This window comes from Rhodococcus sp. WY5 (assembly GCF_018588185.1).
In the GTDB taxonomy this organism is placed as follows: domain Bacteria; phylum Actinomycetota; class Actinomycetes; order Mycobacteriales; family Mycobacteriaceae; genus Rhodococcus_F; species Rhodococcus_F qingshengii.
In genome coordinates, this window is sequence record NZ_JAAMPR010000001.1 from 1,363,243 (window position 1) to 1,389,616 (window position 26,374).

Genomic DNA, 26,374 nt, shown 5'->3' on the forward strand with positions numbered 1-26,374 from the left:
AGTGCAAAATTCGGTTTTTCTACAGGTGGGGTAGTGCTGCAGTGAGGAAGACGGCGCCGAAGGCGATTCCGGCGATGCCGGTGAGGATCCCGACCACGCCGGCGGTGTTGTCGCCCAGATCGCGTCCGGGGGTGTCGGGTCGGCGCGCTGCCAGGGCGGTTCCGATGGCGGCGGCACCGAGGAGGATGCCGAGGCCGAACATCCAGAACGTCAGTATCGAGAGTGCACCGAGCATCAACGCCATGTCGCTGTATTCATCGCTGGTGATAGGACGGTGGTGATCCCACCAATCGGGTGGAGTGTGCGCGCGGGATTCGGTGTTGTCGGTGTTGTCGGATTGCTCGTGCGGGGGGATAGTGGATGCAGTCATGGCAGCTAAAGGGTTCTCGCGCTGATTCTTTCGTGTGGTGGATGTACCGGTGTGCGCCACGGGTGTGCAGTGGGAGATCGAAACGATGGTGGGTGAGGCCCGAGAACCCATCGCGTGTCCTCGGGAGTCACCCCACCATCAAGCGGTGTTCGGGCCAGGCGGATCAGGCTTCGATCTGCACCTGTGTTGTCGATCCGGCGTTATCGGTTCGGGAGGGTGGTCCGGAGGAGACCTCGATCCTCCGCGGTTTCGCCTTCTCTGCGATCGGCAACGTCACCGTCAACACGCCGTTGTCGTACGAGGCCTCGATCTGTTCGGCGTCGATGTCGTCGCTGATGGACAGCTGCCGTTTGTATGTTCCAGCGAAACGCTCACTCGCCAGCCAGCTCACACCCTCTTCGGAGATGTCGGTGCGGTGCGCGGTCAACGTCAGGGTCGAGCCGTCGATGCGGACGTCCACTGATCCTGGGTCGACGCCGGGAAGATCGGCGTGCAGGACGTACAGGTCCTCGACCTTGTAGAGGTCCATCGGCATGAACCGTGGACTGCGTCCGTTGCCGGTTCCCGCGGCGAGTACGGACTTGGTGATCGCGTCGATGTCGGTGAAAGGATCGAAACGAAGCACAGCAACACACCTCCCATGTCGTGAAAAGAAAGGTCACCGCCACTGTGGCGGTTGACCGAACTTACTGTGCGAGAACATGATAACCACACGAATTAGCACTCTGCAACCGAGAGTGCCAGAAGCTTTGGGGAAGTGTTCCGGTCCCTGAAGATCGCTGCTTTGCCTGGTCCCGACAAAAGCGGTGGCCGCCTTCGGCCTCGATTCGAAGCGGGCGGCGTGGTACGGCACTTCGTCAGTAGCGGCGTTGCGGCAACGGATCCGCCGGAGCCCCGACTCTGCGTGTGCGAGTCGGGGCGTATGACCGACGTCGGCATTGAGCACACAACACCGATGACCCACTATCCGTGCGAAGTCGACGTTCATGTCGTCCGCACATCTTCAACCATAAACAGTGCGATCGGTATAAATCATGTTCAGTCGCCTTCGATGCCAAGAAGTGACATGGCCGTTTGCATGGCAAGGTGAACATCTTGGTCGTCACGCTAGCGGCGCAGTAGCCGCGGTGCCTGGAAAGGTGGCCCGTGCCTGGTATTTGGTTTGCAGACGTCTGTTCCGAATGCTTTTGCAAAATAGGTCTTTTCCCGATGTTTCCGGGTGGATCGGGCATCGAACATCGCGGGTGCTCGTTCGTCGGAGTCGCTGCGAACGATGTCGGTGTTCGTGCACACACCGAACCGGCTGTAAGGGAGAACACTTCGGCTACCGTCAAAGCTTGCTCATCACAATGGAACTGGGACTTTCGACCCTGTCGTCTACAAGCAGTGCGCAATAACCTTCGTCGGGTCGGGGGCACCCGTTCCGTTCGAGGGGGCAAACAATCGGGCGGGTGTTCGTCAAGGCAAGGCCATATCACCCTCACTGGTCTCCTTGCCGGGCCTTGAGCTGTGCGCGCCCAGAAGTGCTCAGGGCCCGCCCGATGCGGGGATCGAGAAAGTGAAGACGAAAGGTTCTCAGATGAGCCGAAGGAGCGATCGGCGATCGACAAGTTCTGCTCGCCGCCTGGTCACGCGGACTACCGGTGTCAGAGGTTCGGCGTGTAAGCCGAACTCGCTCACGGCAGAAGATCTGAGGGCTGTAATCGAGTCCCTCACTGGAGTTCTCGCTGCTCGAGAATCGAGCGCGGAAACCGCACCTCTCGCCGGAAATCCTCCGTCGTCGACGCCAACTGACAGGCAGTTCTGAATCGCACCGGTATTTTCGCAGCCGGACAGCATATTCGAACTCGGACGCGCTGTCAGCCGGGACGGGTGGTAATCACAGAAGTAGGTGGAAGATGTCGAAGGCGACTGTCCATTGGGCTGTGCCGGGGTTCTTGCGGTCCGGTTCGACCGTGGCGAAAGTTTGCGCCAGCGCTACGCTCAACCCTCCTGCGATCAGCGGCAGTCGTTGCTCTGTCTCCTCTGAGAGGGCCACGTCCAAGGGCGGGCGGGCCGTGAGCTGATCGAGCAGCGGTTGAAGTTCGATCTCCTCGTCGAGTTTTTCGAACCGGTGGATGCTCTCCTGTAATCCCTTGGTGATCGGCAGGTCCCACGGTTCGATCACGTCGCGCAAGTTTGCTTTCGCGGAGGCTTTCCCGATCAGGATCACGTCGTAGATCTTGTCGTCGATGAAATCGGTATAGCGCTTGAGATCGTTCCGGTCGACCTGCAGTCCGGCCGCTGCCCTGAAGAACCGCTGGAATTTCACGGTGCCCATTACTGGCATGTCGTCAGCTCCTTTCGAAGTATTCATGGATTTGGCGTACGGCCATCGCTCCTTCACCGACGGCGGATGCGACTCGTTTCACCGAACCGCGGCGGATGTCGCCCGCCGCGAACAGGCCGGGCAGGCTGGTTTCGAGCGTCCTGGACAGGCCGCCGTTGATTGGCAGGCTGCCGTCCGCTCGTGCGTGGATCGCGTCCACACCGGTGAGGACGAAGCCGTGGTCGTCGAGTGCGATCGCGTCGGCAAGCCACCCTGTGTGCGGTACTGCCCCGATGAAGACGAACAGGGCGCGCACCCGAATCGTGTCCTGGTCGCCGGTGCGATTGTCCTCGACTGCAATTGCTTCGAGGTATTTCTCGCCGTGGACCGCACGAATCTCGGTGTGCCGGTGCACGGTGACCCGCGGATGGTGTTCGATCTGGTCGACCAGGTATCGGGACATGCTCTTCCCGAGGTCATCGCCGCGGATGAGCAGGTGCACCTGTGAGACGTGCTCGGCGAGGAAGACGGCGGCCTGGCCGGCGGAGTTGCCGCCACCGACGATGGCTATCGGGTCGGTGCCGCATATCCGTGCTTCCTGATGCGTTGCGGCGTAGTACACGCTTGTTCCTTCCAGCGCCTCGATCCCCTGAACGGCCAACTTGCGGTACCGCGCCCCGGCGGCGAGCACAACGGCCCGGGCGTGCACCGACCCGCCGTCCGCCAGTCGGAGCACGTGGTTCCCGGCCTCGGATCCCAAACCGGTCACTTCTGCCGACACCAGGATTCGGGCGCCGAACTTCCCGGCCTGGAGCACGGCTCGCTCGGCCAATTCGGAGCCGGAGACCCCGGCGGGGAATCCCAGATAATTCTCGATCCGGGATGAGGTACTGGCTTGGCCGCCCGCAGCGATCCGCTCCAACGTCACCGTGTTCAACCCGTCCGAGGCGCCGTACACCGATGCGGCCAGGCCGGCCGGTCCGGCACCCACGACGACGAGGTTGTAGACGTCCTTGGCTGCGTCCGCGACGGGTGCCGGGACAGGAAGCCCGACGACGCGTGCGAGTTCCGCATTCGTCGGATTGCGCAGCACCTTCTCGCCGTGCCAGATCACGACGGGTGTGTCCTCGGGTGCGACGTTCAGGCTGCGTAGCAGCTGCTCCACTCGTTCGTCCTGTTCCAAGTCGAACCACTTGTGGGGCAGACGGTTTCGCATCGCGAACTCACGAAGTCGCAACGTATCCGGGGAGAAGCAGGAGCCGATGATCCGGAATCCGGAGCCGAGCCCGATCAGCAAGTGCCGACGCACAAGGTAGGCGCGCAGGATCAAATCGCTGAGCACGGGATCGTGGGCAATCAGCTCGCGTACCTGCTCGGCCGGGACGACGAGTATCTCGCCGTCCTCGATCGCTTCGGCGGTGAAGAACGCCACCTGACCTTCCAGGAGTCCGAGCTCGCCCAGGAAACGCCCAGGACCGTGCACGCGCAGTATCCGGCGCTCGCCGTCCGCGTCGCCTTCGTCGACGACTGCGATCTTTCCGGAAAGGACGACGACGAAATCGTTGTCAGGCGCGCCTTCTCGGATCAGCACCTCGCCGGCGTGAACCGGTCGACGCGAGCCACCGACCTCGAGCTTCGCGACCTGGTCGTCCGTCAGCCGCGGGAAGGCGCCCTCCTCGTCCGGGGTCTCGTCGTCGACCGGCGGGCTGTACCCGATGGGTGAGGCGCCCTCAGACGAAGTTCTGGTCGACATAACACCACCGCCAATCCTCGCCGGGCTCCATCGACTGGACGATCGGATGCCCGATGGCGTGAGCGTGAGCACTCGCGTGCCTGCCCGGCGAAGAGTCGCAGCAACCGACGTGTCCGCACGTCAGGCACAGCCTCAGATGCACCCACGGGGTGCCGAGGCGAAGACATTCCTCGCAGCCCTGCGGGGTACGGGGCACCACGGCCCGGATCGCGGTTACATGTGGGTCCGCATGGACAGGACTCATGACTTCGCCTCCTCGCCGGCATTTTCCGAGAGCGCCTGATCGAGCCACGTGCGCAGCTGGGGGACCGGAGCTGCGCCCGACTGGCGAGCGAGAACCTCACCCCGGTCCATCACCAGCAGAGTCGGCACGGCGCGGACGGTGAATCGTTCAGCCGTCCGGGGTGCAGCATCGACGTCGACCTTGACCAGCTTGATCTGGCCGGCGTGTTCTCTGGCGAGCTGCTCGAGCGCGGGGCTGACCATGCGACACGGGCCGCACCACGTCGCCCACAGATCCACGAGCACAGGCACCGAGGATTTTTCGACGATCTCCGCGAAGTCACCGTCTCCCGCCGCGGCGATCCAGGGCAGCGGCTCGTGGCAGTTGCCGCAGCGAGGTTTTCCTTCCCCTGCTGCCGGGATGTTGTTGGTCTTGCCGCAGTTCGGGCACTTCACCTTTTCGGATCCCATGACCAGTTACCTCTTCTCAGGCCGCCGCGAAGGCGGGTTCGGCATACGCGACGGCAAGCTCGCCGCCGTCCACCGTGACGCTGATGGTGCCGTCCGGTTTGATCTCGCCGCGCAACAGTGCACGGCCGATCTTGGTTTCGACCTCGTGTGCGATGTATCGGCGCAGCGGCCGCGCACCGTAGACAGGGTCGAACCCGTGTTCGGCGATCAGTCGGCGTGCCTCCGGCGTAATTTCCAGGTGTATCTGTCTCTCCGACAACCTGTTTCGAAGGTCGGTGAGTTGCAGTTCCACTATGTACTCGATCTGGGGCAGGGTGAGTGGGGAGAACAGCACGATGTCGTCGACCCGGTTGAGGAATTCGGGGCGGAAATGCCCGCGCAGTTCTGCCATCACCCGTTCCCTGGCGTCCGGCTTGATTTCGCCGTCGGCTGTGACCCCGTCGAGGAGATGCTGGGATCCGATGTTGGAGGTCATGATGATCACCGTGTTCCGGAAATCGACCTGCCTCCCTTGAGAATCGGTGATCCGGCCGTCGTCGAGCACCTGCAGCAGGGTATTGAAGACGTCGGCGTGGGCCTTCTCGATCTCGTCGAAGAGCACCACGGAGTACGGCTTACGCCGCACCGCCTCGGTGAGCTGGCCACCTTCGTCGTACCCGACGTATCCGGGAGGTGCACCGATGAGCCGACTCACCGTGTGCCGTTCCTGGTACTCGCTCATATCGAGGCGCACCATGTTGTCTTCACTGTCGAATAGGGCGCTGGCCAATGTCTTTGCAAGCTCGGTCTTTCCGACGCCCGTCGGGCCCAGGAAAATGAACGAACCGATCGGTCGACGAGGATCACGGATACCGGACCTCGCCCGGATCACAGCGTCCGCGACCAGTTGCACCGCCTCGTCCTGACCGACGACCCGCTCGTGCAGGATCTCGTCGAGCTTCAACAACTTCTCCCGCTCACCTTCTTGCAGCCGGGCGACCGGGATACCCGTCCATGCGGCCACGATCTCTGCGATCTCGTCTTCGGTGACCACTTCACGCAGCAACGGATTTCGGCCTTGTCTGGTGGCCAGTTGCTCCTCCGCCGCCTCGAGCCGGCGTTCGAGCTCGGTGATCTCGCCGTATCGCAACTCGGCTGCCCGATTGAGGTCGTAGTTGCGTTCGGCGGCCTCGGCCTCGACGCGCAACCGTTCCAAATCTCCTCGCAGTTCTTGCACCCGCCGGATCGCCTGCCGCTCCGCCTCCCATTGAGCGTGCCGGGCGTCTGCCTCGGCCCGCAGGTCGGCCAGCTCCTTGCGCAATTCTTCGAGGCGCGCTTTGCTGGCCGCGTCCGTTTCCTTGGACAGTGCGGCCTCTTCGATCTCCAGACGGGTCACCTTCCGGGTGAGCTCGTCGAGTTCGGCAGGCATCGAATCGATTTCGGTGCGGAGCCGAGCGCATGCCTCGTCTACGAGATCGATCGCCTTGTCCGGAAGGAAGCGGTCGGTGATGTACCGGTGCGAGAGGGTCACGGCGGCCACCAATGCACCGTCTTGAATTTTCACGCCATGGAACACCTCGAGGCGTTCTCGAAGTCCGCGCAGAATCGAGATCGCATCCTCGGCACTGGGCTCGTCGACGAGAACGGTCTGGAATCGACGCTCCAGTGCCGCATCGGATTCGATGTGCTTGCGATACTCGTCGAGAGTGGTGGCACCGATCATGTGCAGTTCGCCGCGTGCGAGCATCGGTTTGAGCATGTTGCCGGCATCGAGAGACCCCTCGCCGCCGACCGAGCCCGCTCCGACCACGGTATGCAACTCGTCGACGAACAACAGGATGCGCCCCTCGGCAGCCTTCACCTCGGACAGCACGGCCTGCAGTCGCTCCTCGAACTCGCCGCGGTACTTCGCACCGGCCACCAGAGAACCCATGTCGAGCGAGAAGATCGTCTTGTCGCGTAGGCCCTCGGGCACGTCGCCGCGGACGATCCGCTGGGCGAGACCCTCGACAATCGCAGTCTTACCTACACCGGGGTCGCCGATCAGCACCGGGTTGTTCTTCGTTTTCCGGCTCAAGATCTGAGTTACCCTGCGTATCTCGGCATCCCGGCCGATGACCGGATCGAGTTTGCCTGCCCGTCCCTCGGAGACGAGGTCGCGCCCGTACTTCTCCAATGCCTCGTACGCCCCCTCCGGGGTTGCCGACGTGACACGCTGATTGCCGCGCACCTTCGTCAGCGCTGTGAGGAAGGCGTCCCGTGTGACCCCGTGACTGGCGAGGACCCGCCCGGCCGCGCTGGCCGATCCTTCCTCGGAGAGGGCCATCACAAGATGCTCCACCGACACGTAGGAATCCTTGAGTCTCTTCGCCTCCCGCTCTGCGGCATCGAGCAGCTTGGCCAGACGCTGGGTGATCATCACCTGACCGGGGGTCGCGCCGGGGCCGCTGACCTTCGGCCTACGCGACAGTTCACGATCCAGATCGGATCGAAGTGCTTCGACATTCGCGCCGGCCTGTTCGAGCAGTCGGGGCACCAACCCATCCTGCTGATCGACCAATGCGAGCAGCAGGTGCTCTCCGTCGACTTCGGTGTGGCCCATTCTGGTCGCAACATTCTGGGCTTCCTGCAAGGCTTCTCGTGACTTTTCGGTCAAGCTGCCGGTGTCCATGAGGATGTCCTCCTTCTGCGGGCCGCTGTTTCGAGTCTTTCGATTCGATCCAGCAGATCGAGCACGAGCCCGATTGCCGAGTAGTTGAGACCCAGACCCGTCCGCAGTCGTTGGATGCGTGCGGCGTGGGTCACTTCGGATGGGTCGAACGACATCTCTCCGCCGGCGTAGCGGTGGGCGTCGAGCAGTCCGAGAGTCACGAGTTTTCGTGCCAGATCCGGGTGCAGGCCAGTACGTTCGGCGAAGGCGTCCGGCGACAATCCGGTACGGCGAACCAATACGTACTGAGTGATCGGCGTTGAGGTGCTCATGTCTCTTTCCTCGGATTGAAGTTCGATTCGGCGCCCAACTGCTCGAACAGTTCGCGTTCACGTGCTGTCGGTTTCGACGGAACCATCACCTTGATTTCGGCGTAGAGGTTGCCGTTGGCACCGCGCGGATTCGGCATTCCCTCTCCGCGCAGGCGCAGCTTCCTACCAGTCGAAGAGCCAGGCACCACTTTGACTTTCGCCTCTCCGCCCGGTGTGGGAACGACGACTGTCGACCCGAGAACCGCCTCCCATGGCGATACGGGCAGATCGACGTAGATGTCCCGACCCTGCACGCGGAACCGTGAATGCGGTTTGATCCGCACCACGAGGTACAGATCCCCAGGCGGCGCGTCACCGTTGCCTCGGCCTCCTTGCCCGGCCAACCGGATTCGCTGGCCGTCCAGGACGCCGGCTGGAATGTCGACGTCATACTGCCGTCCGTCCAGTCTGAGAGTGCGTTTTCCGCCCTGATAGGCCTCTTCCAGAGCCAGTTCCAGTTCGGCCTCCTGATCGGCGCCGGGAATCGGTCCGAACCCACCGCCTCCGCCGAACATCTGCCCGAAGAGGTCTTCGAAGTCGACGGCACCCTCACCACCGACACCGTGGCCGAAGTGCACCCGTCTCCCGCCACCGCCGTACCCGGCGGCGTTTGCCCGCACCCGTTCGTCGTAATCCTCGGGTACATGCCGGAAGTCGTCACCGAATCGGTCATAGCGTTTCCGGGTGTCCGGGTCGGACAACACCTGATAGGCCTCGTTGACCTCCTTGAACCTGTCCTCCGCAGTGGGATCCTTGTTCACATCGGGGTGGTACTTGCGGGCCAGCTTGCGGTACGCCTGCTGAATTTCGTCGGTGCCGGCGCCCTTCGGTACGCCGAGTACTTCGTAGTAGTCACGGGCCATCGGTGCTCACCCCTCTGGGCGGCTGACGACCACCGCGGCGGGCCGCAACTGTCGCCCGTCCTCTCCATAACCCGGGCGCAAGACCTCGACCACGGTCCCGGACGGAAGGTCGGGTCGGGTTACCACACTGACCACCTCGTGGAGTTCCGGGGAGAACGGCACACCGGCCTCGTCGTGGCGCTCGAAGCCGAGTCGTGAGAGCACCTGTACCGCCTGGTCCCGGATCGCCTTCACACCTTCGACGACGGCCTGCGGATCGCTGCCTGCGTGTGCAAGCGCAAGCTCCAAGTTGTCCAGTATCGGCAGCCACGCCGCCGAAACCTTCGCTACTTCCGCGGCGCGTTCACGGTCCAGATCTTTGGCGTATCGCTTGCGCAGGTTGTCCAGATCTGCGACGGCCCTGCGCCAACGGTCCTCGAGTTGAGACAGCTCGTCTGCCGTCTCGGCGCGATCGGACTCGGTCTTGCTTTGATCCGTGTCGGCGCTGTTGGTAGTCGGCTCAGTCGTCGAATGATCTGCAGACATTTCCATCGTGCGCCTCAGCTTCGATCGAATTCGGCGTCGATCACGTCGCCGTCATCCGACGACGCAGCATCAGCGCCGCCTGCTTGCCCGTCGTCCGACTGGTCCGGCACAAGTCCGTAGAGCAGCTGTTGCAGCTCCGAGGTGAGTGGCTGAACCTCCGCGGGTGAAGCGCCGTCCTGCACGGCCTTTCGGGCGTCGGCAACCAGCATCTCGGCCCGCGCCTTCTCATGCGGCGGGGCACTGTCACCGAGTTCGGCGAGTCGCCGCTCCACTTGATACGCAACCGAATCGAGCCCGTTGCGCGCGTCGACCGCCTTGCGTAGCGCCTCGTCCTCACCCCGGTTCCGTTCGGCCTCCGCCAACATGCGCTCGACCTCACCCTGATCCAGGTTGCCCTGTTCACTGATCGTGATGCTCTGTTCCTTGCCGGTATCCTTGTCGCGAGCGGTGACGTTCAGGATGCCGTTGGCGTCGATGTCGAAAATGACTTCCACCTGGGCCTCGCCACGTGGCGCGGGGCGGATGTCTTCCAGCCGGAACCGGCCCAGCACCCGGTTGTCGGCCGCACGTTCGCGTTCGCCCTGCAACACCACGACGTCCACGGCGGACTGATTGTCTTCCGCCGTGGAGAACACTTCGCTGCGCCGTGCCGGGATCGTCGTGTTCCGCTCGATGATCTTCGTCATCACCCCGCCCTGCGTCTCGACGCCGAGGGACAGTGGGGTGACATCGAGTAACAACACATCGGAAACCTCGCCTTTGAGCACGCCTGCCTGGACTGCGGCTCCGAGGGCAACGACCTCGTCCGGGTTGACGCCCATGTGGGGGTCCTTGCCGCCGGTCAGCCGGCGAACCAGCGCCTGTACAGCCGGGATACGTGTCGAACCGCCGACCAGTATCACTTCGTCGATGTCGTTGGCGGCGACCTTGGCGTCACTCATGGCCTGCTTCACCGGGCCGAGGCACCGTTCCACCAGATCGGCAGTCAAATCATCGAACTTCGATCGCATGATCGTAGTGGTGAGATGTTTGGGACCATTCGCGTCAGCGGTAACGAAAGGCAGGTTTACCTGGGCCTGGGTCACCGAGGACAGCTCAACCTTTGCCTTCTCCGCGGCTTCGAACAGTCGTTGCAACGCCTGCGCATCCTTACGCAGATCGATGTTCTCCGCGCGCTGGAATTCGTCGGCGAGGTAGTCCACCACGCGTCGATCGAAGTCGTCGCCGCCCAAGTGGGAGTCGCCGGCCGTGGAACGAACCTCGACTACCCCCTCTCCGACGTCCAGCAGGCTCACATCGAAGGTTCCGCCGCCGAGGTCGAAGACCAGTACGGTTTCGTGGGTCTGTTTGTCCATGCCGTACGCGAGTGCCGCAGCGGTCGGTTCGTTGATAATCCGCAAAACCTCGAGGCCTGCGATACGGCCCGCGTCCTTGGTGGCGTTTCGTTGCGCGTCGTTGAAGTAGGCAGGAACAGTGATGACCGCTTCCTTCACCTTCTCACCGAGGAACTTGCTCGCGTCGTCGACGAGCTTGCGCAGCACGAGAGCGCTGATCTCCTCTGGTGCGTATTTCTTGCCGCGCACGTCGAAGCGGGCCTCACCGTTGTCACCCGCTACGACGTCGAAGCTGACCGCTTTGGCTTCCTCGGAGATCTCGTCGTAGTGACGTCCGATGAAGCGTTTCGCCGAGTAGATCGTGCCCTTCGGATTCAAGATCGCCTGCCGTCGGGCAAGCTGGCCCACCAGACGCTCACCGTTCTCGGTGAACGCCACCACCGAAGGCGTCGTCCGTGCTCCCTCCACATTGGAGATGACCACCGGCTCGCCGCCTTGCCAGCTTGCGATGACCGAGTTGGTTGTGCCCAAGTCGATGCCTACAGCAGTTGTCATGACTCAATTCCTTTCGATCGGCCCGGCCGTTGAGCAAGTGCGATTCCGCCCGCAACTTCGCTCGATGTCGGCAAGGACTTCGTAGTTCCCTGGTTTTGGCGAGTGGATTGGGTGAAGTCACGGAGACCGAGCAGGGCGCCGATAACGGCGCCCGACACCAATCCGTGGATGGCGGGCGTGAGGCTCGAGAGCGGCCGAGGGTAAGGGTTTCCGCCACTGTGCTTTGACATCACGCCCCTCAGCGTTGATGTTGTGGGGTTCGCCGGGCCTGTGTGTACTGACAGGGCCCGACCGCCGGTCAACCGGTTGAGCTCACGAACCACCCAGCCATGATGAGTCTTTTCGTCCACCTAAAGGGCGTCAACAACATTCGCCTGATGGGCGGGGCGCAACGGGGCAGTGGCGACCACACCTGCCCTTGATCGAAGATGCCCGCCGGAACCCGATCGAAGCGGCCATCGCATGAAACTCCGAGTATCGGCTTCGACACGAAAACTCGAGTGTCGGCCGCTACTGCGGTACGTCCACACTACCGCGGCGCATGCAAAAGGAGAACTCCCTTTGCGAAAGATCGTCACAGTCAGTGAACAGCAGCTCCGTTGAACCCGGACGAGATTCATTGTAGTTCTATCGAATCGCCTTGTGACAGAAAGGTAATGAGCCACTACTGGCCGGTTCCAATTGGTTGCGAGTAGGTGGCGAACACCCGCGTGCTGCACGGTTCAACGTCCCGTTCTGTGGCTGGTCAACAGACCGCTCAGGCGGGAGCTATTGCAATTCAACATGTTTCGGCCACCGTCACTACGGGACTTACGTGGTTCTCGTCTATTCCTGTGCTACATCCTTTGGCAGGATTTCGATCGAGGGGTCGGTTTGCTCTCGCCCCCGTGGTGGCGCAGGTGTGCCAGGTCTGGCCGTGGTTGTGTTCGTCTCGGCTCGGAGCCGCCTCAGGGATGCAGTACGACTTTGGTCCAACCGTCGTCGTGAGCGTCGAAATGCTGGTAGCCGGATTCGGTTTCGCCGAGCGGGCTTGGCCGGCGTCAATTCACCTGACGCGCGGATGAAACAGAGCTCACAGCGCCGCCACGGCCGCCTCGGCGACGGTCTTGTCCTGCTCCCCGGTGCCGCCGCTGACGCCGACAGCGCCCACGACCTGGCCGTTGTGCCGCAGAGGCACACCGCCTGTGAAGATCATGATGTGTCCGCCGTTGGAGGCGTGTATCCCGTAGAACTGCTCGCCCGGGCCCGCGTTGGCCGCGAGGTCCTCGGTCGAGACGTCTAATGCCCGCGCGGTGAACGCCTTGTTGATCGAGATGTCGATGCTGGCGATCCAGGCACCGTCCATTCGCACGTGAGCCACGAGGTTGCCGCCGGCATCGACCACCGCAATGTTCGACGGCGACTCGATCTCGGTGGCTTTGGCCTGTCCTGCGGCGATGACCCGCTGCGCATCGTCGAGGGACACCGAGGTCTGGTTCACGGTCATGACGCACCTGCCCCGAACTTCGCGAACTGCTCGACGATGGCCTGACGGAACGCAGGAAGGTCGTCGGGCGAGCGGCTCGAGATCAGGTTCCCGTCGATCGCGACCTGTTCGTCTACGACTTCTACTCCTCCGGCCCCGTCGGCAGTCGATCTCGCTATCTGCTTTCCCTGCAGTGGCATTGGCATCGTTGTGCTCCTCTCGGTTCTGGCCGTGTCAGGGATGCAGGACGACCTTGGTCCAGCCGTCGTCGCGAGCGTCGAAGTGCTGGTAGCCGGATTCGGCTTCGGCGAGCGGGAGTTCGTGGGAGATGATCCAGGAGGGCTTTGCCCGGTCTTGGTGGATGAGGTCGCGCAGTTGCCGGTTGTAGTGTTTGACGTTCGCTTGTCCGGTGCCGATCTTCTGGCCCTTGAACCAGAATTTGCCCATGTCGAAGGCGATCTTGCCGTTGCGCTCGAGTTCGTCGGGGCCGTTCTGGTCCTGGGGAAGGAAGATGCCGACCACCCCGATGTGGCCGGTGAAGCGCACCGAATCCACGAGCCGGTTCATCGTCATGGCGGCGTCCTCGTGGCCTTGCGGGTCGTGTGCCTGATAGCCGACGCACTCGCACCCCTTGTCTGCGCCTTTCCCGTTGGTTTGCTCGAGGACCTGCTCGACGGGGTCGCCCTTCGAGTCGTCGATGGGGACGACGCCGATCTCTTCGGCCAGGCGTAGCCGGTCGGGGTGGCGGTCGACGATCATCACCTTGCTCGCTCCCTGGATCATCGCCGAATACGCGGCCATCAAACCGACTGGGCCAGCGCCGTAGACCACCATCGAATCGCCGGGTTGCATGTCGGCCAGGCGGGTGCAATGCCATCCGGTGGGAAAGATGTCCGACAGCATCACGTAGTCGGTTTCCTTGTCCTGGGCATCCTCGGGCAGTCGCAGACAGTTGAAGTCGCCGAACGGCACTCGCAGATATTCCGCCTGTCCGCCCCAGAACGGGCCCATCCCCGCGAAACCGAATGCAGCGCCGGCCATCTTCGGATCGGGGTGCACCGTCAGGCAGAATGCGGTCAACCCTTCCTCACAGTTTCGGCAGAAGCCGCAGCCGATGTTGAACGGCAAGCACACTCGATCCCCTGGCGATACTTTGACCACTGCATTGCCGACTTCGGCGACGATGCCCAAGTTTTCGTGACCGAGGACCATTCCGGGCTCCAGATCGGTGCGGCCTTCGTACATGTGTAGATCCGACCCGCAGATGTTGGTGCTCGTGATCTTCACCAGCACATCTGTCGGATTCTCGATCCGCGCATCGGGCACGTCCTTGACGTGGACCTCTCGAGGCCCGTCGTATACAAGCGCTTTCATCGCGGCACTCCCTTGTCTTGTAGCTGCGGCTTTCCGGTTTATCTCGTCGGCCGCAGGCGTCCACGCGTGAGCGACCGACCGAATGAATCGTGCTGTTCGGGGAAGGTCCACGGCGCGCAGAAGTGAAGACCGCACCAAAATGTCGGCGCACCAACATTTTTCCTGCCATCGACGCAACTGCGGCTGCATCCAGGCATCGCATTCCCTTACCATGGAGTCTCCTCCTTCGGCTCCACGATCGCTAGGGGGTTGGGATCGGTTTCCTCGAACGGTGGGTTTGGGTACCTTCCATTAACCGATGGATGGTGTGATGCTTGACAGTGTTCACCACCTCGAAGAGGAGATCCGATATGGCCACCAAGGCGCTGCTGGTCCGACTTGAAGCGAAGCCCGGCAAGGAAGAAGCGGTCGAGGAATTCCTCCGATCGGCACTGCCGCTCGTCGAGCAGGAGCCCGGCACGAAACCCTGGTTCGCGGTGCGGTTCGGGCCCTCGTCGTTCGGCATCATCGACGCATTCCCGGACCAAGCTGCCCGCGAGACACATCTCAATGGTCCGGTCGGCAAGGCCCTCGGCGAACGCGCCGACGAACTCTTCGCTGCGCCGCCCGAAATCAGCTACCTCGACGTTCTCGCTGAAAAAGTCTGAACAACCGACTGGAAAATGTCTTGTCGATGCCGGTCACATTCGGTTGTGAATACAGTTGTGCCACAGCCATACCCGAATCACGGTAGCTTTGCCGGCGTGCGCGGCTGTGGCGTACTGTCCGTCGCTCGCTTCCACCCAGGTATCGGTAGATCACGAGCAGGGACTCAGTCGAGCCAACTCGCTACCCGTGTAGGAAGAGCATTTCAAACTCGTTTCATTGCAAAGTGTCTCGAGTTTGAGGTGACCTTCCTGGAGTGAAGTAGGACTCCTTGTTCTTGGAGGAGGGCTTAGTGGAGCACCACGGATCATCGAGCAAGGACGATTGGTGCTAGTCCTGTTGGAAAAGATGGTCATAGACGATGGCAAAGGTGAGGTCGGATGGATTCACCATCACCGTGCGCCGGTCACCGACCTGGGGTGGCACGTTACCTTTGGGCGCCTCGCAGTCAGCGTCGAACGTGTCCAAACCCGGGCCGCTGATACGGACGGTCAGTTCGGCGGTGTCTTGGCCCTCGTTGAGGTCCCGGATGCGGTTGACGGCGAAAATTTCTGCAGTCGCTGCGATACCGACGGTCCGGAATCGCTTTCCTCCCAGCGCCATCCATAGGTACTGACTGCAAGCCCGATTCCGATCGGGAAGGTGAAGACTCCCCACTACACGGCCGGTCGATCGAGTACGTCAACATCCCGGCGGCGAACCGATGAGTTCGACCTGCCGCGGTTTGTCCGTGTTCTTGTTGGACAAACCGACACCCTAAGTGAGGGGGTGGTTTTCGGGTGGCTGTTTCAGGATTGAAAAGCGGTGATGCCGCGTCCCCGTGTGGTTGGCGTCGGAGCGGTGTGAGCCCGGATTGCCGTGGACTGAATATTGTTGCAGTCGTTAGCTGTTCGCCGTTTGATGCGATCTCGTTGTGTGCGGTTTTGTTGGTTGCCGACCATATCATGTTGCCGTTGTTGCAAAGCGCCAGTAGGTGTTTGTTGGCATCAACGATGGCTGATGTTGGAAACGACATGGACGATCTCCGCTGGCAAAGTATGTAAGGGGTGGTTGGTGCCCCTTGGAGCGCTCGGAATGCTCGTGGGAAGTCGCGGCCACACCTGTTGCCACAGAACCATGGCGATAGGTCACCTGTCGGGTCGGTGCCTGGTGCTGGAAAGGTTCGAACCTAGTCAACAGTTTCCGTCGGCAGTCACTCCCGGTCCTCGACACACTGGTGAATCCTGACACCCCGTGCCTCGTTCGTAGCTCCGTTGCTAACGGTTTCATCCCGTCGAGTCCAGGGAGAGGGGCAGTGTTGACCGACTGCTGGTGGATTGTTCTCAGCTGTCGAAAAGGCCATCTTTGCCCGGAATTTCAGCGCCAACTGTCGCGTAGTTTTTCGAAAGTCGCAGGTTGATCTGACAAATAGATCGGAATCTACAGCCGCCATCGCCTGAAGGTTGGACAAGAATCGGTCATGGTGGGATTCGGGGCGAGCACCAGCGATTATGTCGATGTTGGGCGGCTGCCGAGCGGTTACGGTGTTTGTCGAATCAGTCTCGGAGCCCGACGAACATCCGGCCACGACAAGTGCGACCGTAGCGAGAATCGCAACAGAAAGGATGGGTACGCGGCGACTGTCACGCTGGACTCCGTTTCCTCGGTTTCGCGAAACTTACCAGGACAACCGGCTCTCGGAATTCACTCTGAGCCACGAGATGCCTGTTTTCGATACCTTCCGCCAGAGAGTGAGCCCGGGAACGCGCGTTGGTGAGCAGCGCACTGCGGGGCGGCAAACTGAAGGGGCGGCAGCACCAGCTCACCCGAGAAGACATAGATCCCTTGCGATTTTAGAGACCGGCCAGCCATGAACCGAAGTTTCATCAGGTCGATCATCACGAGTAACACTCAGTGCCAGCATCTTTCGAACGCACCCAGCTCGACGATTCCGGTGTCACTGCAAAGCCGAGAGAACCGTGTCGACCCGCCCACGGAGTGGGCCGTCAAGCTCGACAACTACCAGGGAGTCACACACCTGCATCGGATCGGCGTACACCAAATCCAGCAACGCGTCGTTCACCGCGCGCTGCAGCTCCGGCATCCCCACCGCAGGCAACTTCTGCACTGTTTCGACGGTAATCGGCACCACAACCAGCACGTCGAGAGTACGTAGCGCGGACCTCACAATCGCCGCCTCGACTTCTGCCTCCGGATCGACACCACACGCCGACAAGTACGCCAGGAAGTCGAGCGGCGTGCGATCGAATACAACACCAGAAGAAGGTGTAGCCAGCAATCGCAGTGAACGACGAAGCTGCGCACGGTAGTCATCAGCCGAGGGTGGAAACTCGAACTCGCGCCCCTCCTCTTCGAGCACGAAATACGGTTCATCGACCCGAATGTGTCCCGCGAGGCGGCCACACAACTCGTCGACCAGCGTGCTCTTGCCGGTCCCGTGCGGGCCGGATACTCCAATACGCATTAGTGGGGCCCTCTCGAAGAAAGTTACGGAACTACCCGTCAGTTGAGCACCCGTCGACCGCCGGCTCGATACCGACCCCTGGATGCCCCGACCCGCCACCAATTCTCGTTGCACCTGGAGCGTCGACAGTCATAAGTGGGGCCGCCGAGGTTGCGCACGATACCCGACAGTTCACCACGTGCGGGAAGATCAGTGGCGCTCGTAGATGGCGAACCCGGCGTCGTGATCGCCCCGTTCGGGCGTGCATTTGCTCTGATGGACATCTCATTCGACCGCGACGGGCAGACCCTTGGCGTCGGTCCCGGCGCCGTAGTGCCCGTACAGATGGACGCCGCGTTACTCGCGGCGTTGAACGCGCGCGCAGAACAAGAACGTCTCCCGGTCCGAAGCGATCCGAGAAGCAGTGCGTGCCTGGACCCAGGCCGCTTGTAAGCACATAAGTCCACACTCAAACACGGAATCAGCGGAGACGCCGGCATCTACGCTGCAGAGCACCACGTCTATGTCGCCGACCTGGACCACGACAATCCTGCCCGCCAGTTCCGGCTGGGCGTCGACCCGAACGAGCGTCTCTTAGAGCTGGTTGTGCTGCGCTACGACAGCGGAAACGAGCTACTCATACACGCCATGAAGGCCCGATCTCAAGACGTTGATCTCCTGTAATCGACCTCGTTCGCCGCGCGCGATGCAGGGAAAGTCGATCTGCTCGCCGGTACGGCGAGGGGCACCGCCCCCGTCGCTCGGTGATTGCGGCCTGCATCGATCAGCTCTGTCACTCCTCGAATCGACGCAGAATTTCCCCGAAGTGAGCCATGTCGGATTCATGTGCCGCCGTCACCAACTTCGTCACGAAATCACATCCTTCGATATGGATTCCATCGTCAGCAAAATCGGGCTCACCTGCTATCGAAACCGTATGGAAGAACTCCTCAGTCGTTCGCAGGTTTGGTGTGGTGCTGGGTTCGGACAAGCCACGCGGCCAGTCGCGGCCTGAGATACTCGGTCTCTTCCTCGACATCCACCATGAGCTGTCCGAGTATCGCTGCCGAGTACAGTGTCAGGATTCCTCCGGGCACACGCGTCGCGATATCGGATTTGCCGAATGCGAAAAGCATGGTCTGCTCGACTTCTTCTTCGGTTATCTTGATAAACGAAACAACCTTTGGGTAGAGATCCTTGGACAGCTCTGATATTCGCTCGAAATCAATACCATGTGGAGATATCCGTTCGATCTCCAGAGATAACAGATACGAGACGTACACTCCCACGGTGTTCTCCCGGGGGCTGCGCTCGACGAGGTTGTCCATCTCGTCGAGTATGTTCTTGTACTCCGGCCGAACATTTCGGTCGTGGGTTTCGTGGAGCAGTCGCTTCGTCAAATCCCAAGCGTCTTCGTACACGCCGTCCCCTGACAGACCAATTTCCCCGACACGCGCGTAACCCATGGTCATTGTCCCTTCGGCTTGAGGAATCTGAATATTATCCGGGCGACGCGCTGTCCGACGTCTACCGCGAAGATCGTGGCCGGGATCAGCGGAGCCAAACCGGGACTTGACGGCGGAATGGGCTGAATTGCAGTGAAGGGTCCAGGTGCAGTGCCCATCGTCGTTTGTGTCTGGGACGGATTGACATATCCGGGCATCGATTGCTCGATGCGGTCGCCGAAGTTTCTGAAGGCGGTGCCACCTCTGGCAAGTGCCTCTGTCGGGGCGCCTTGCTGCTCGTACGGTGCGAACTGCGTCTTCGGATCGATGACCTCGGCGATGCCGTGAGCTTGCGAGGTAGGCACTCCTTGCGATCTCTCCGCAGCCTGCGCGACTTGCGTGTCGATCCGAGTGGCGCCGGCAGCAGCACGGGACGTGGCGCCGACTTCACCGGCCACACCAGTGACCACACCGAGAGCTGCATCTAATTGGAGCTGCCGCATCCAGTACCGGGGCCCATTCTGTTCCAGGGCCTCAATTCGTAAGAGCGATCTTCCTGCATCGGTCAGAGCACCGGAGGGATCACGGTTGTAACTGACCATCCCCTGACCGACGGACATCCCGAGACCGAGAAGATCCGAACCGGCCTCGGCCAGTCCGCTAATCCCGTTGCCACCAGTCGCGTTTTGACTGAAACGGAGTAAGGATCCGAGATCGGAACCCATCTCGCTCAGCCAATCTCTGGTCGCGCGTTCTTCATCGGTCTGACGTTGCAACTCCTCGCGGTCGTTTACGGCCTGCACGGCCGCAGCTGCGGATTCGCGGTTGGCGTCCTCCTGCGCGGCCGCCATCGTGTCGCGGGCCTCGCCGGTGGGCACGATAGTGACCTCCAACTCGGCATCACCCGAATCGACAGGGTTGGTGTAGCTGGCGGTGGTGCCGTCACCCTGATCGACTGTCACTTCGGAGCCAGGTTTCATCGTGTCCTGGTTTGGTACGTACGCCGTATAGCCAGGATCCGGCGTGCCCACCACCGCGACGCCGTCCGGCTGCCCCGAGATCGCTTCCTGCCCGTTCGGCAGCGGGGTCGCCGTCAACGGCCGCCCGGTGGCGATGTTTTCTCCGCCGTAGGGGCCGTCCGCGAGGACCGGGTAGATCACGCCCGGGGTGGGGACCACGATTTGGTAGAGCTTGCCGTCACGGATCTCGTAGTAGGTGGGAACCGGATCGCCGTTGACGTCGTACGCCCACGCAGCGGCAACGGTGCCCTGCAAGTCTCCGTTCGCGTCGTAGACACCGACGGACCCGTCGTCGTTGATGCTCATGTGTCCGCCGGGTGGTACGTCGACCACCATTTGAGCTTCATGCGAGGAGGTTTCGTCGTGAATGAGGAAGATGGTGCGTTGTCCGCCACCTGGGTCGGGGATGACCACGACGTCCTGACCGCCGACGAAATACGGCATGAACGGTTTCGCGACCGTACCGACTACCTGGGAGAGAACCGACTCCCACGGGCGTGCGCTCACACGCGCACTGAACGGTCCCGGCCGCCCCCTCACTCCCATACCCGCAGCGGTGAACGCCGCGGCGCCGACCAACACGAGTTCGAGGTAGCGGTCGCGTCCGTCGTCTTCGTCGAGCACGGAGGGCGTCACAGACTGGGTCGATTCCTGCTGTCCGGGAGCAGTATTCGGCGTCAAGGCAGGAACGGGTCCGGGACCACGATCAGTGGTCGATGCCGGTGCGGTCGATCCAGCGGGTTGCGGCGTGGTCGGTGCAGGTTCGCTGGTGGTCGTCGGAACCGGGACTCCTGCAGGGTTCTCGATACCTGGTGGTGTCGGCGTATTCGGCTGTCCAGGCAGCGCGGCGCTGGGGACGGGGACGATGGGGGTTCCGTTGTAGGTGGGGAAGTTCGTCGGAGCGTTGGCTCCGACGTTGGGGCCGCCGCCCGGTGCTTGCGCACCGGGAAGTCCGACCGTTGTTGTCGGGGCGGCCGTCGGGGTCGTGGTGGGAGCGGTCAAGCACGGGTTGATGTACTCCGGCGGGATGGGTGCACCAGGTGGCAGCGACGCAATGAGATTCAGGTAGATCTGATGATCACGTGCCCGCACCGCTGCGCAGTCTTCTGCCGGTCCTGCGGAGGAGGTCGGGGCGAAGATCAGCAGCGCCAGCAGTGCGATCACCATTGCCGCGAGCACCACCACGGTGGAGATCACCGTGGTCGGTGAGGTGCGGTCGAACCGGCGCGCAGCCTTCACCGGCGATCACCCGTGTTCGACTTCTTCCGGAATTCGGCGATGAGTGTGTCTGCGCCCCAACAGAACACCCGTCCTGCGATCGACATCCACAGAAAGAATGCCAGATACACCAGAATCGTCCCGTAATCGGTGGCCCATCCTCCGAGGCGTCCGATCACCGCAAACGCCGAGATCAACAACGCGAGCCCGAATACGGTCGCGATCACAGCTTTCGACATCTGACTCAGTTCACTGTCGCGATCCCATCCCTGATCACCTGCACCGACTGCATCGCGGGGTAGGTCGGAATACGCCGATGCCGGAGCTGCAATGGTTCCTGGCGGCACGTACGGCAACGCACGCTCAGCTGTGACGTCGCGGCGGGTGGGTGAAGTCATCGGGGCGTTCGGTGAGGTGGTCATCGGAGGTGAATGCCTTTCCCCGCCAACTAAAAACGCGGGACTTGAGATACCCGACACCGACCAAAAGAACGGGCGGTCACCGGGAGGAGATGCAGCAGTGGACAGGAAGAGGGTGCGCTCTACCAGGGGCAGTTGACGTACGAGGTAGCTCCGGCGAGCCACCCTCCTGCCGGCGGGAGATAGAACTGGTACGAGGCGCACCCGTTCGGATACTGGGCAGCAATTGCCGTCCGGCGCGCCAGGACATCAGCCGACACGTCGATCACGGTCTCCCACCCGGGAACGGGGATCATGACGTTCGCGTTCGAGAGTGCCGTCACGATTCCACTGTCGCGGGCCGCGACGGTCAAGGCGTGGCCCAGGGGAACCTGCACCACCGGTGCACCGTACTGCGCCGGAACCGGCCCCTCGAACATCACGGGAGCAGCCATTGCGGCTGGGGCGGTAGCGAGCAGAATCCCGCCGACAGCGAGTGATGCAGCCGCGGTCGTGGCTGCGATTTTCTTCGTGCGAGTCAAAGACATGATGCTCCTTTGATGGATGGAAAAGTGGAAAGTGTTGGGTAACAGCGCCAACGGCGGACCAGCACGGCAACCGAGATAGGCGATTGCGGGCGCGGAATGCCGTTGACGACAGTCCCTGCGTCAGAGCCAGGTGGGATCGGAGTACACGAACACACTGTTATCGGCCGTCGCCGTCGACACCGCGAACTGCGCGTACGAACGGATCGTGACCGGACCCATGCACGCATCGACCTTGACGTGCACGTTCTCCGCCGTGATCGAGGCTTTCGCGGCTTCGAGGTCCTTCTTGCCGAGCGGGATCGTGGTGATCGTGCCGGGGGCGATGGTGGTCTGGATGCTCGGGTTCACCGAGGCGTTCACGCCGATGTTCGCCGACGGAACCCCCGAAATGCTGACCCCGACGGACGGGCCGAGGGAAAAACCAAGTCCCACGCCGAGGCCGGAGGACACATCGATTCGGCAACCGATCTGCAACCCCTGCTCGACATAGCCCGTCTTCACCGCAGAATTGCCGGCTCCAGAGATGGTGCCGGTGACCTTCGCCGACACGAACCCCTCGCGAGTGAACGCTGTTGTCGCCAGGTTCGGGACCGGGTTCGCCGAAAGTTTGGTAGCCGCCAGATCCAACGTCCAACCGTCGTCGGTGACCGTGCTAGCAAACTTGTCCGGCAGCGCCGTCGGGGTCGCCGACGCACTGCCGGCGAACGCGAGAGAGCCAGCCATCAAAACTGACGACACTGCAGCACCCACACTCGCCGCCTTCCCGATGCGCCGCTTTCCTGACAACATGCGGGTCTCGGGGGTGCTGGTGGCCATGGTCGGTCTCCCGGGGGATGAGTAGATAATTCAGCAACCTGAGCGATTGCCAAAACTTAACTGTTACGTCTGACCGGGACGCTACAACACCGTCCCTGTGTCCGACTAGCCTCCAATGCCCGAATCCATCCGCCGAAAGTCGTACTCGAAGTTACGGAAACATTTCCCGAACACTCGGACCAGGCGGTTTGTTCACGCGAAGGGTGTGACGAGCCTCATGATCACGAAATGGTGACCGCTGTTCAGGCTCAGTGATTGTTCGGCAACCCGGCCCTGGAAGACTGGTGACGCTCGATGCGAGGCTTATCTCGTCGGGTGGAGCGGCGTGGTCCGACTGCTGCTTCGGCAAATCGGCTGTAGCCCGGTGAGTCCGCGGGAACCTTCCGGCGTTGATCGGAGATACGTAGTCTCGCAGCGAGTTTCAGCAACAGTTCCAGCGAGGTCGCCGGTCCAGGGGATGGTGAAGAAGTGGCCGGGAGAGACGCCGAAGTAGTCGGCGGGCGCACCCACGACCTCATCGGACGGGCTCGTACGAACGCCGTTGCGCAACTGCGAGATACGGTGTCGAGACTCGGCAGCCACGCGCCCAGAAGATCCTGGCCGGCCACCACACACTGACTTCCTTCCGTCTGCTCCCGTCGTCGAGGTCAGGTTGCCGGCGAGGCAGGCAGATCCTGGGCAGGCGACGCACGAAGGGCGGCGACGCTCGCACAAGGGATGCTCGTGGTAGTCAACGAGCAGGGGTGAGTAGCAGTGTCATGGTGCGGAATTGTTGTTCGGCACTGGCTGCGAGAAATGCACACCGATCCGCGCTCATGCCCGAATCCGCAGCGTGCGTGTCTTTGTCGGCTGGGACGGCGCAGTCGAGGGAGATGAACCGGTCGACGCTGCGGTTGAATATCTCGATCGGTGAGGAACTCTGACCTGTCCACGCCCGCGCCAGACGAGACACCGACGATTCGTCGATACTTCGCACCAACGCGGACTTGCGACTCAGGGAGTCCGCGCACAACGATGCCTGGAAACGGCACGAGAATTCGACTTCGGTACCGAAGTCGGCGCACCCGGATGCGCACCGCTCACCCGCGCCGGCACTCAGGCTGTCGACGGAGCCGGCTCCTGGCGAGCAACCCGCTGACATGATCGCCGCGACAGCGAGAACGCCGATCGCACATCGGCGAACAACGGTGATACCGACACGGTGATGCACGGTTTCCTGCATACCGGGTTCAGCTGTTCTCTACCAGGCGCTTTCGGCGTTGAAGATGTTCCCCTGATTGATTGCGGGGTCGACGAGATACAACCCGACACGACCGCCGGGGTGTGAGGCCGCCTCGTCGACGAACTGATCGCCGGTGACCGGGGTCCATGCTCCGGTGTACCAGACGGAGTCGTGCGGCAACCCGACAGTCCAGGCGTCGCCGAATGCGGCGTTGATCAGATTGCCCGCGTTGATCTGGCTCGCGACGACCGTCTCGTGGTGATCGAGAATGACTCCGACGTAGCCGTTTCCCGATACCGGAGTCGCCGCCGAGGCAGAGCCTGCGCCGGCAATCGCCACAGCTCCAGCAGCCGCTGGGATGGCCAGAGCGGCAACGATCTTGAGTGCACGTGTCATCGAAAGGGCCTTTCTTCGTTCGGATCTAGTCAGGGGTCGAATCCGGGGTCTCGAAACCAAAATAGGTGGAGGGGCCCGTGCCTCCAGTGAACGCCATATGGCAAATAATCGGCAACCCTAAGGGCGCACTTGGGAGTCAGATCACATCGGTGGGATTGTTTCGCCGCGGTCGTGGTGCCGGTTTCGGTCGACCAGGTGTAGGACGTTGAGTCCGTGTGGGCGTCTTCCGGTGGTTTTCGGAGATGCATAGTGCGGCAGCCAGATTCGACAACAGTTCCAGTGAGGTCGCCGGGAGTCCGTTCGCGGCCCGGAGCAACTGTCTCAGTTCCTGGTCGGCGAGATGATCGACTATCTCCGCGTCCTCGTCGTGAACGCGCGCGCGATCGCCGGACCAGGGGATGGTGAAGAAATAGCCGAGAGGGACATCGAAGTAGTCGGCCAACGCCGACACCACCTCATCCGATGGGTTCGACCGAGCGCCGTGTCGAAGCTGGGAGAGATACGCTGTCGAGATTCGGCAGCCGCGTGCGAGAAGGCCTTGAGCCACAGCGACGTTCGTCAGGCGCCGATCGGAGCCGGAGAAGAGCTCGTTCAAGCGGAGTTGAAAGACGTTCTCGTCCGTCACACGGCCTACCATCGCGCCGCCACCTCAATTCTCTCGTTCCTATCCTGTGCTTGCCGAAGCGGTGCAGGCTTAGCAGATGAGCCAGTGGCCACTGGTCGAGGTCAACGACACGACCTTGCCGATCGAGGTCTCCGGAGCGTCATCCAGATGTCCGCGTACGGTCGCTGTGGCTGCAGATCCTTGGAGGGTGAGATACTCGACTGCATCGAGCGTGATTGCCGGCAGCACCTTTCCAGTGGTCGTGGTTGATACCTGCTTCTCGGCGCAGACGGTGGCAGCAACACCCTCGGACGAACCGGTACGGAGGGCATCGAGGTGAGATCGGATCACCGTGGTGATCTGCTCGGAGTCGGTGGGCATCTTCGACGACTGCCTGCCCTCGGTAGTGGGATCTGCTGAACCGATCGTGCATCCCGAGAGCAGCAGTGCTGCAAGGGCTCCGCCGAGGAGGATCGATTCCACCGATCGCCGGCGGTAGTGGTTTATGGGTGGATTCACCGAAACTCCTTTATTCGTGAACATGTTGCGCCCGGAAAGTCATCCAGCCGGCGGCCAGAAGACAAACGCGGCGGACAGCAGAGCAAGGGTGAGGACCGCGGTGGCATTGGCGGCGCGAACAAAGACGTACTGCTCCGCATCCTCGGTGCCGAGACACAGCGGGGTCAGCTGCAAGGCCAGCGACAACATCCCGGTACCGAGCGCGCCGAGGGCGAACAATTGTCGAGAATCCATCAGCGGTATCCAATCCCGTTGCAGTCCAAAGGAACAACGAGCCGGTCACATGCGCGAACGTAGACTCGGCGAGAGTTCTCCGCACCAGCGGCCGAACTCCTGAACCGAGGATGCAGTCGAGAAGCTGCAGGGGGAGATTTCAGCATCTGGTGAGGACTCCCCGGCAAAATGCGACACAAAACGTCGCTACTTCAGGTGGTTGGGCCGAATCGCAATCCGCGGAGCAGTCGGTGGTAGGAGAAGCGGTCGTCCCAAATGCGAAGCAGGCCGTTTGCGAATGTGTAGTGGCCGTCTACGTCGAGGTGCATGGCAAACCATCCGATGCGGATGATCTCTCGTCGCCGGGAGGACACGGTGTTGTGGTCGGTGGTCATCGTGAGCACTTCCACGACCTCGTACCTGGTGATCAGGCGAGAGACGATCGTGAGCGCCAGTTCGACGCGTTTGCTTCCACGCACGCTGGGCAGGCCGGTATTGCGCCATTCGATGTCGGGATCGACGAGTGCGCGCACGGCATCGGCGTCCATTTCTTCCAGTGCGATCAGCAGGTCCACCACCCGCGATGTCAGTTGATCGTCGTTCAACAGGTACTCCGGTTGTCGGGAATTGTGTTTTCTCATCGGTGGA

28 protein-coding genes and 2 pseudogenes are annotated in these 26,374 nt (G+C 62.0%); 3 read left to right on the plus strand and 27 right to left on the minus strand.

Features of this window, described 5'->3' with window-relative positions; genetic code table 11:
* Positions 1 to 19: 19 nt before the first annotated feature.
* The 14 genes and pseudogenes from G4D79_RS06155 to G4D79_RS06220 form a co-directional block, all read right to left on the minus strand.
* A complete protein-coding gene (locus G4D79_RS06155; RefSeq protein WP_039973505.1) occupies positions 20 to 370 on the minus strand; it encodes a hypothetical protein in 351 nt (116 codons plus the stop codon).
* 163 nt (positions 371 to 533) lie between these two features.
* Positions 534 to 995 (minus strand): Hsp20/alpha crystallin family protein, encoded by a 462-nt coding sequence (locus G4D79_RS06160; protein WP_099698640.1) that lies wholly within the window; start codon positions 993 to 995, stop codon positions 534 to 536.
* A gap of 1,254 nt (positions 996 to 2,249) precedes the next feature.
* On the minus strand, positions 2,250 to 2,690 hold the full coding sequence (locus G4D79_RS06165) for a DUF1931 family protein (protein WP_024487875.1): 441 nt from the start codon (positions 2,688 to 2,690) through the stop codon (positions 2,250 to 2,252).
* 13 nt (positions 2,691 to 2,703) lie between these two features.
* Positions 2,704 to 4,431, minus strand: a complete 1,728-nt coding sequence (locus G4D79_RS06170) for an FAD-dependent oxidoreductase (protein WP_020971360.1) — start codon at positions 4,429 to 4,431, stop codon at positions 2,704 to 2,706.
* Entirely contained in the window at positions 4,409 to 4,675 is a 267-nt protein-coding gene (locus tag G4D79_RS06175; protein WP_007735548.1) for a UBP-type zinc finger domain-containing protein, read from the minus strand. Before G4D79_RS06175 ends, G4D79_RS06170 begins: the two co-directional genes overlap by 23 nt.
* Positions 4,672 to 5,124 (minus strand): thioredoxin, encoded by a 453-nt coding sequence (gene trxA / locus G4D79_RS06180; protein ID WP_007735549.1) that lies wholly within the window; start codon positions 5,122 to 5,124, stop codon positions 4,672 to 4,674. Before trxA ends, G4D79_RS06175 begins: the two co-directional genes overlap by 4 nt.
* A gap of 16 nt (positions 5,125 to 5,140) precedes the next feature.
* Positions 5,141 to 7,774, minus strand: a complete 2,634-nt coding sequence (clpB, locus tag G4D79_RS06185; RefSeq protein WP_054188357.1) for an ATP-dependent chaperone ClpB — start codon at positions 7,772 to 7,774, stop codon at positions 5,141 to 5,143.
* Positions 7,756 to 8,085, minus strand: a complete 330-nt coding sequence (locus tag G4D79_RS06190) for a chaperone modulator CbpM (protein ID WP_054781457.1) — start codon at positions 8,083 to 8,085, stop codon at positions 7,756 to 7,758. The genes clpB and G4D79_RS06190 overlap by 19 nt, the downstream gene beginning before the upstream one ends.
* On the minus strand, positions 8,082 to 8,987 hold the full coding sequence (locus G4D79_RS06195) for a DnaJ C-terminal domain-containing protein (RefSeq protein WP_007735552.1): 906 nt from the start codon (positions 8,985 to 8,987) through the stop codon (positions 8,082 to 8,084). The genes G4D79_RS06190 and G4D79_RS06195 overlap by 4 nt, the downstream gene beginning before the upstream one ends.
* 6 nt (positions 8,988 to 8,993) lie before the next feature.
* On the minus strand, positions 8,994 to 9,518 hold the full coding sequence (locus tag G4D79_RS06200; RefSeq protein WP_007735553.1) for a nucleotide exchange factor GrpE: 525 nt from the start codon (positions 9,516 to 9,518) through the stop codon (positions 8,994 to 8,996).
* 8 nt (positions 9,519 to 9,526) lie between these two features.
* The gene (gene dnaK, locus G4D79_RS06205; protein WP_007735554.1) at positions 9,527 to 11,401 is read right to left on the minus strand and encodes a molecular chaperone DnaK; all 1,875 of its coding nucleotides are present in this window, start codon (positions 11,399 to 11,401) and stop codon (positions 9,527 to 9,529) included.
* Positions 11,402 to 12,473: 1,072 nt separating this feature from the next.
* Entirely contained in the window at positions 12,474 to 12,887 is a 414-nt protein-coding gene (locus G4D79_RS06210) for a heme-binding protein (protein ID WP_007735555.1), read from the minus strand.
* Positions 12,884 to 13,015 (minus strand): annotated as a pseudogene (locus G4D79_RS06215) (DJ-1/PfpI family protein); the annotation flags it as partial. The pseudogene G4D79_RS06215 and the gene G4D79_RS06210, both read right to left, overlap by 4 nt.
* Positions 13,016 to 13,100: 85 nt before the next feature.
* Complete coding sequence (locus G4D79_RS06220; RefSeq protein ID WP_063315413.1) at positions 13,101 to 14,240, minus strand: glutathione-independent formaldehyde dehydrogenase; 1,140 nt, start codon at positions 14,238 to 14,240, stop codon at positions 13,101 to 13,103.
* 350 nt (positions 14,241 to 14,590) lie between these two features.
* Between G4D79_RS06220 and G4D79_RS06225 the strand changes: the two genes are divergently transcribed.
* Positions 14,591 to 14,887, plus strand: a complete 297-nt coding sequence (locus G4D79_RS06225; RefSeq protein ID WP_020971354.1) for a putative quinol monooxygenase — start codon at positions 14,591 to 14,593, stop codon at positions 14,885 to 14,887.
* Positions 14,888 to 15,215: 328 nt separating this feature from the next.
* Here G4D79_RS06225 and G4D79_RS06230 read toward each other — a convergent pair whose 3' ends face one another.
* Together G4D79_RS06230 and G4D79_RS06235 are read right to left on the minus strand one after the other, a co-directional pair.
* Positions 15,216 to 15,488 (minus strand): hypothetical protein, encoded by a 273-nt coding sequence (locus tag G4D79_RS06230; protein WP_020971353.1) that lies wholly within the window; start codon positions 15,486 to 15,488, stop codon positions 15,216 to 15,218.
* Positions 15,489 to 16,821: 1,333 nt separating this feature from the next.
* On the minus strand, positions 16,822 to 17,349 hold the full coding sequence (locus G4D79_RS06235; RefSeq protein WP_099698642.1) for an AAA family ATPase: 528 nt from the start codon (positions 17,347 to 17,349) through the stop codon (positions 16,822 to 16,824).
* A gap of 285 nt (positions 17,350 to 17,634) precedes the next feature.
* Here G4D79_RS06235 and G4D79_RS06240 point away from each other — a divergent pair.
* Both G4D79_RS06240 and G4D79_RS34455 read left to right on the plus strand, forming a co-directional pair.
* A pseudogene (locus G4D79_RS06240) lies at positions 17,635 to 17,776 on the plus strand (ribbon-helix-helix protein, CopG family); the annotation flags it as partial.
* Between the two features lie 50 nt (positions 17,777 to 17,826).
* A complete protein-coding gene (locus G4D79_RS34455) occupies positions 17,827 to 18,012 on the plus strand; it encodes a toxin (protein ID WP_374223441.1) in 186 nt (61 codons plus the stop codon).
* A gap of 266 nt (positions 18,013 to 18,278) precedes the next feature.
* Here the strand turns inward: G4D79_RS34455 and G4D79_RS06245 are convergent, their stop codons facing one another.
* The 11 genes from G4D79_RS06245 to G4D79_RS06295 form a co-directional block, all read right to left on the minus strand.
* On the minus strand, positions 18,279 to 18,800 hold the full coding sequence (locus tag G4D79_RS06245) for a hypothetical protein (RefSeq protein WP_139799841.1): 522 nt from the start codon (positions 18,798 to 18,800) through the stop codon (positions 18,279 to 18,281).
* On the minus strand, positions 18,797 to 21,031 hold the full coding sequence (locus G4D79_RS06250; RefSeq protein ID WP_180279677.1) for a hypothetical protein: 2,235 nt from the start codon (positions 21,029 to 21,031) through the stop codon (positions 18,797 to 18,799). Before G4D79_RS06250 ends, G4D79_RS06245 begins: the two co-directional genes overlap by 4 nt.
* Positions 21,028 to 21,432 carry a hypothetical protein gene (locus G4D79_RS34460; protein WP_235867984.1) on the minus strand — a complete coding sequence of 135 codons (405 nt, stop codon included), beginning with the start codon at positions 21,430 to 21,432 and terminating at the stop codon, positions 21,028 to 21,030. The genes G4D79_RS06250 and G4D79_RS34460 overlap by 4 nt, the downstream gene beginning before the upstream one ends.
* Positions 21,433 to 21,551: 119 nt before the next feature.
* Positions 21,552 to 21,956, minus strand: a complete 405-nt coding sequence (locus tag G4D79_RS06260; RefSeq protein ID WP_063315417.1) for a hypothetical protein — start codon at positions 21,954 to 21,956, stop codon at positions 21,552 to 21,554.
* Between the two features lie 120 nt (positions 21,957 to 22,076).
* Complete coding sequence (locus G4D79_RS06265) at positions 22,077 to 22,772, minus strand: MspA family porin (protein WP_099698643.1); 696 nt, start codon at positions 22,770 to 22,772, stop codon at positions 22,077 to 22,079.
* Positions 22,773 to 23,502: 730 nt separating this feature from the next.
* Positions 23,503 to 23,994, minus strand: a complete 492-nt coding sequence (locus G4D79_RS06270) for a hypothetical protein (RefSeq protein ID WP_063315418.1) — start codon at positions 23,992 to 23,994, stop codon at positions 23,503 to 23,505.
* An 18-nt stretch (positions 23,995 to 24,012) separates the two neighbouring features.
* A complete protein-coding gene (locus tag G4D79_RS06275; RefSeq protein ID WP_063315419.1) occupies positions 24,013 to 24,390 on the minus strand; it encodes a hypothetical protein in 378 nt (125 codons plus the stop codon).
* 136 nt (positions 24,391 to 24,526) lie between these two features.
* On the minus strand, positions 24,527 to 25,027 hold the full coding sequence (locus G4D79_RS06280; RefSeq protein ID WP_083058559.1) for a helix-turn-helix domain-containing protein: 501 nt from the start codon (positions 25,025 to 25,027) through the stop codon (positions 24,527 to 24,529).
* 57 nt (positions 25,028 to 25,084) lie between these two features.
* Positions 25,085 to 25,513: a hypothetical protein gene (locus tag G4D79_RS06285; RefSeq protein ID WP_139799842.1), complete on the minus strand. Its 429-nt coding sequence runs from the start codon at positions 25,511 to 25,513 to the stop codon at positions 25,085 to 25,087.
* A 39-nt stretch (positions 25,514 to 25,552) separates the two neighbouring features.
* Positions 25,553 to 25,747 carry a hypothetical protein gene (locus tag G4D79_RS06290; RefSeq protein ID WP_007735564.1) on the minus strand — a complete coding sequence of 65 codons (195 nt, stop codon included), beginning with the start codon at positions 25,745 to 25,747 and terminating at the stop codon, positions 25,553 to 25,555.
* 191 nt (positions 25,748 to 25,938) lie between these two features.
* Positions 25,939 to 26,367 (minus strand): limonene-1,2-epoxide hydrolase family protein, encoded by a 429-nt coding sequence (locus tag G4D79_RS06295; protein ID WP_230359279.1) that lies wholly within the window; start codon positions 26,365 to 26,367, stop codon positions 25,939 to 25,941.
* Between the last annotated feature and the right edge of the window lie 7 nt (positions 26,368 to 26,374).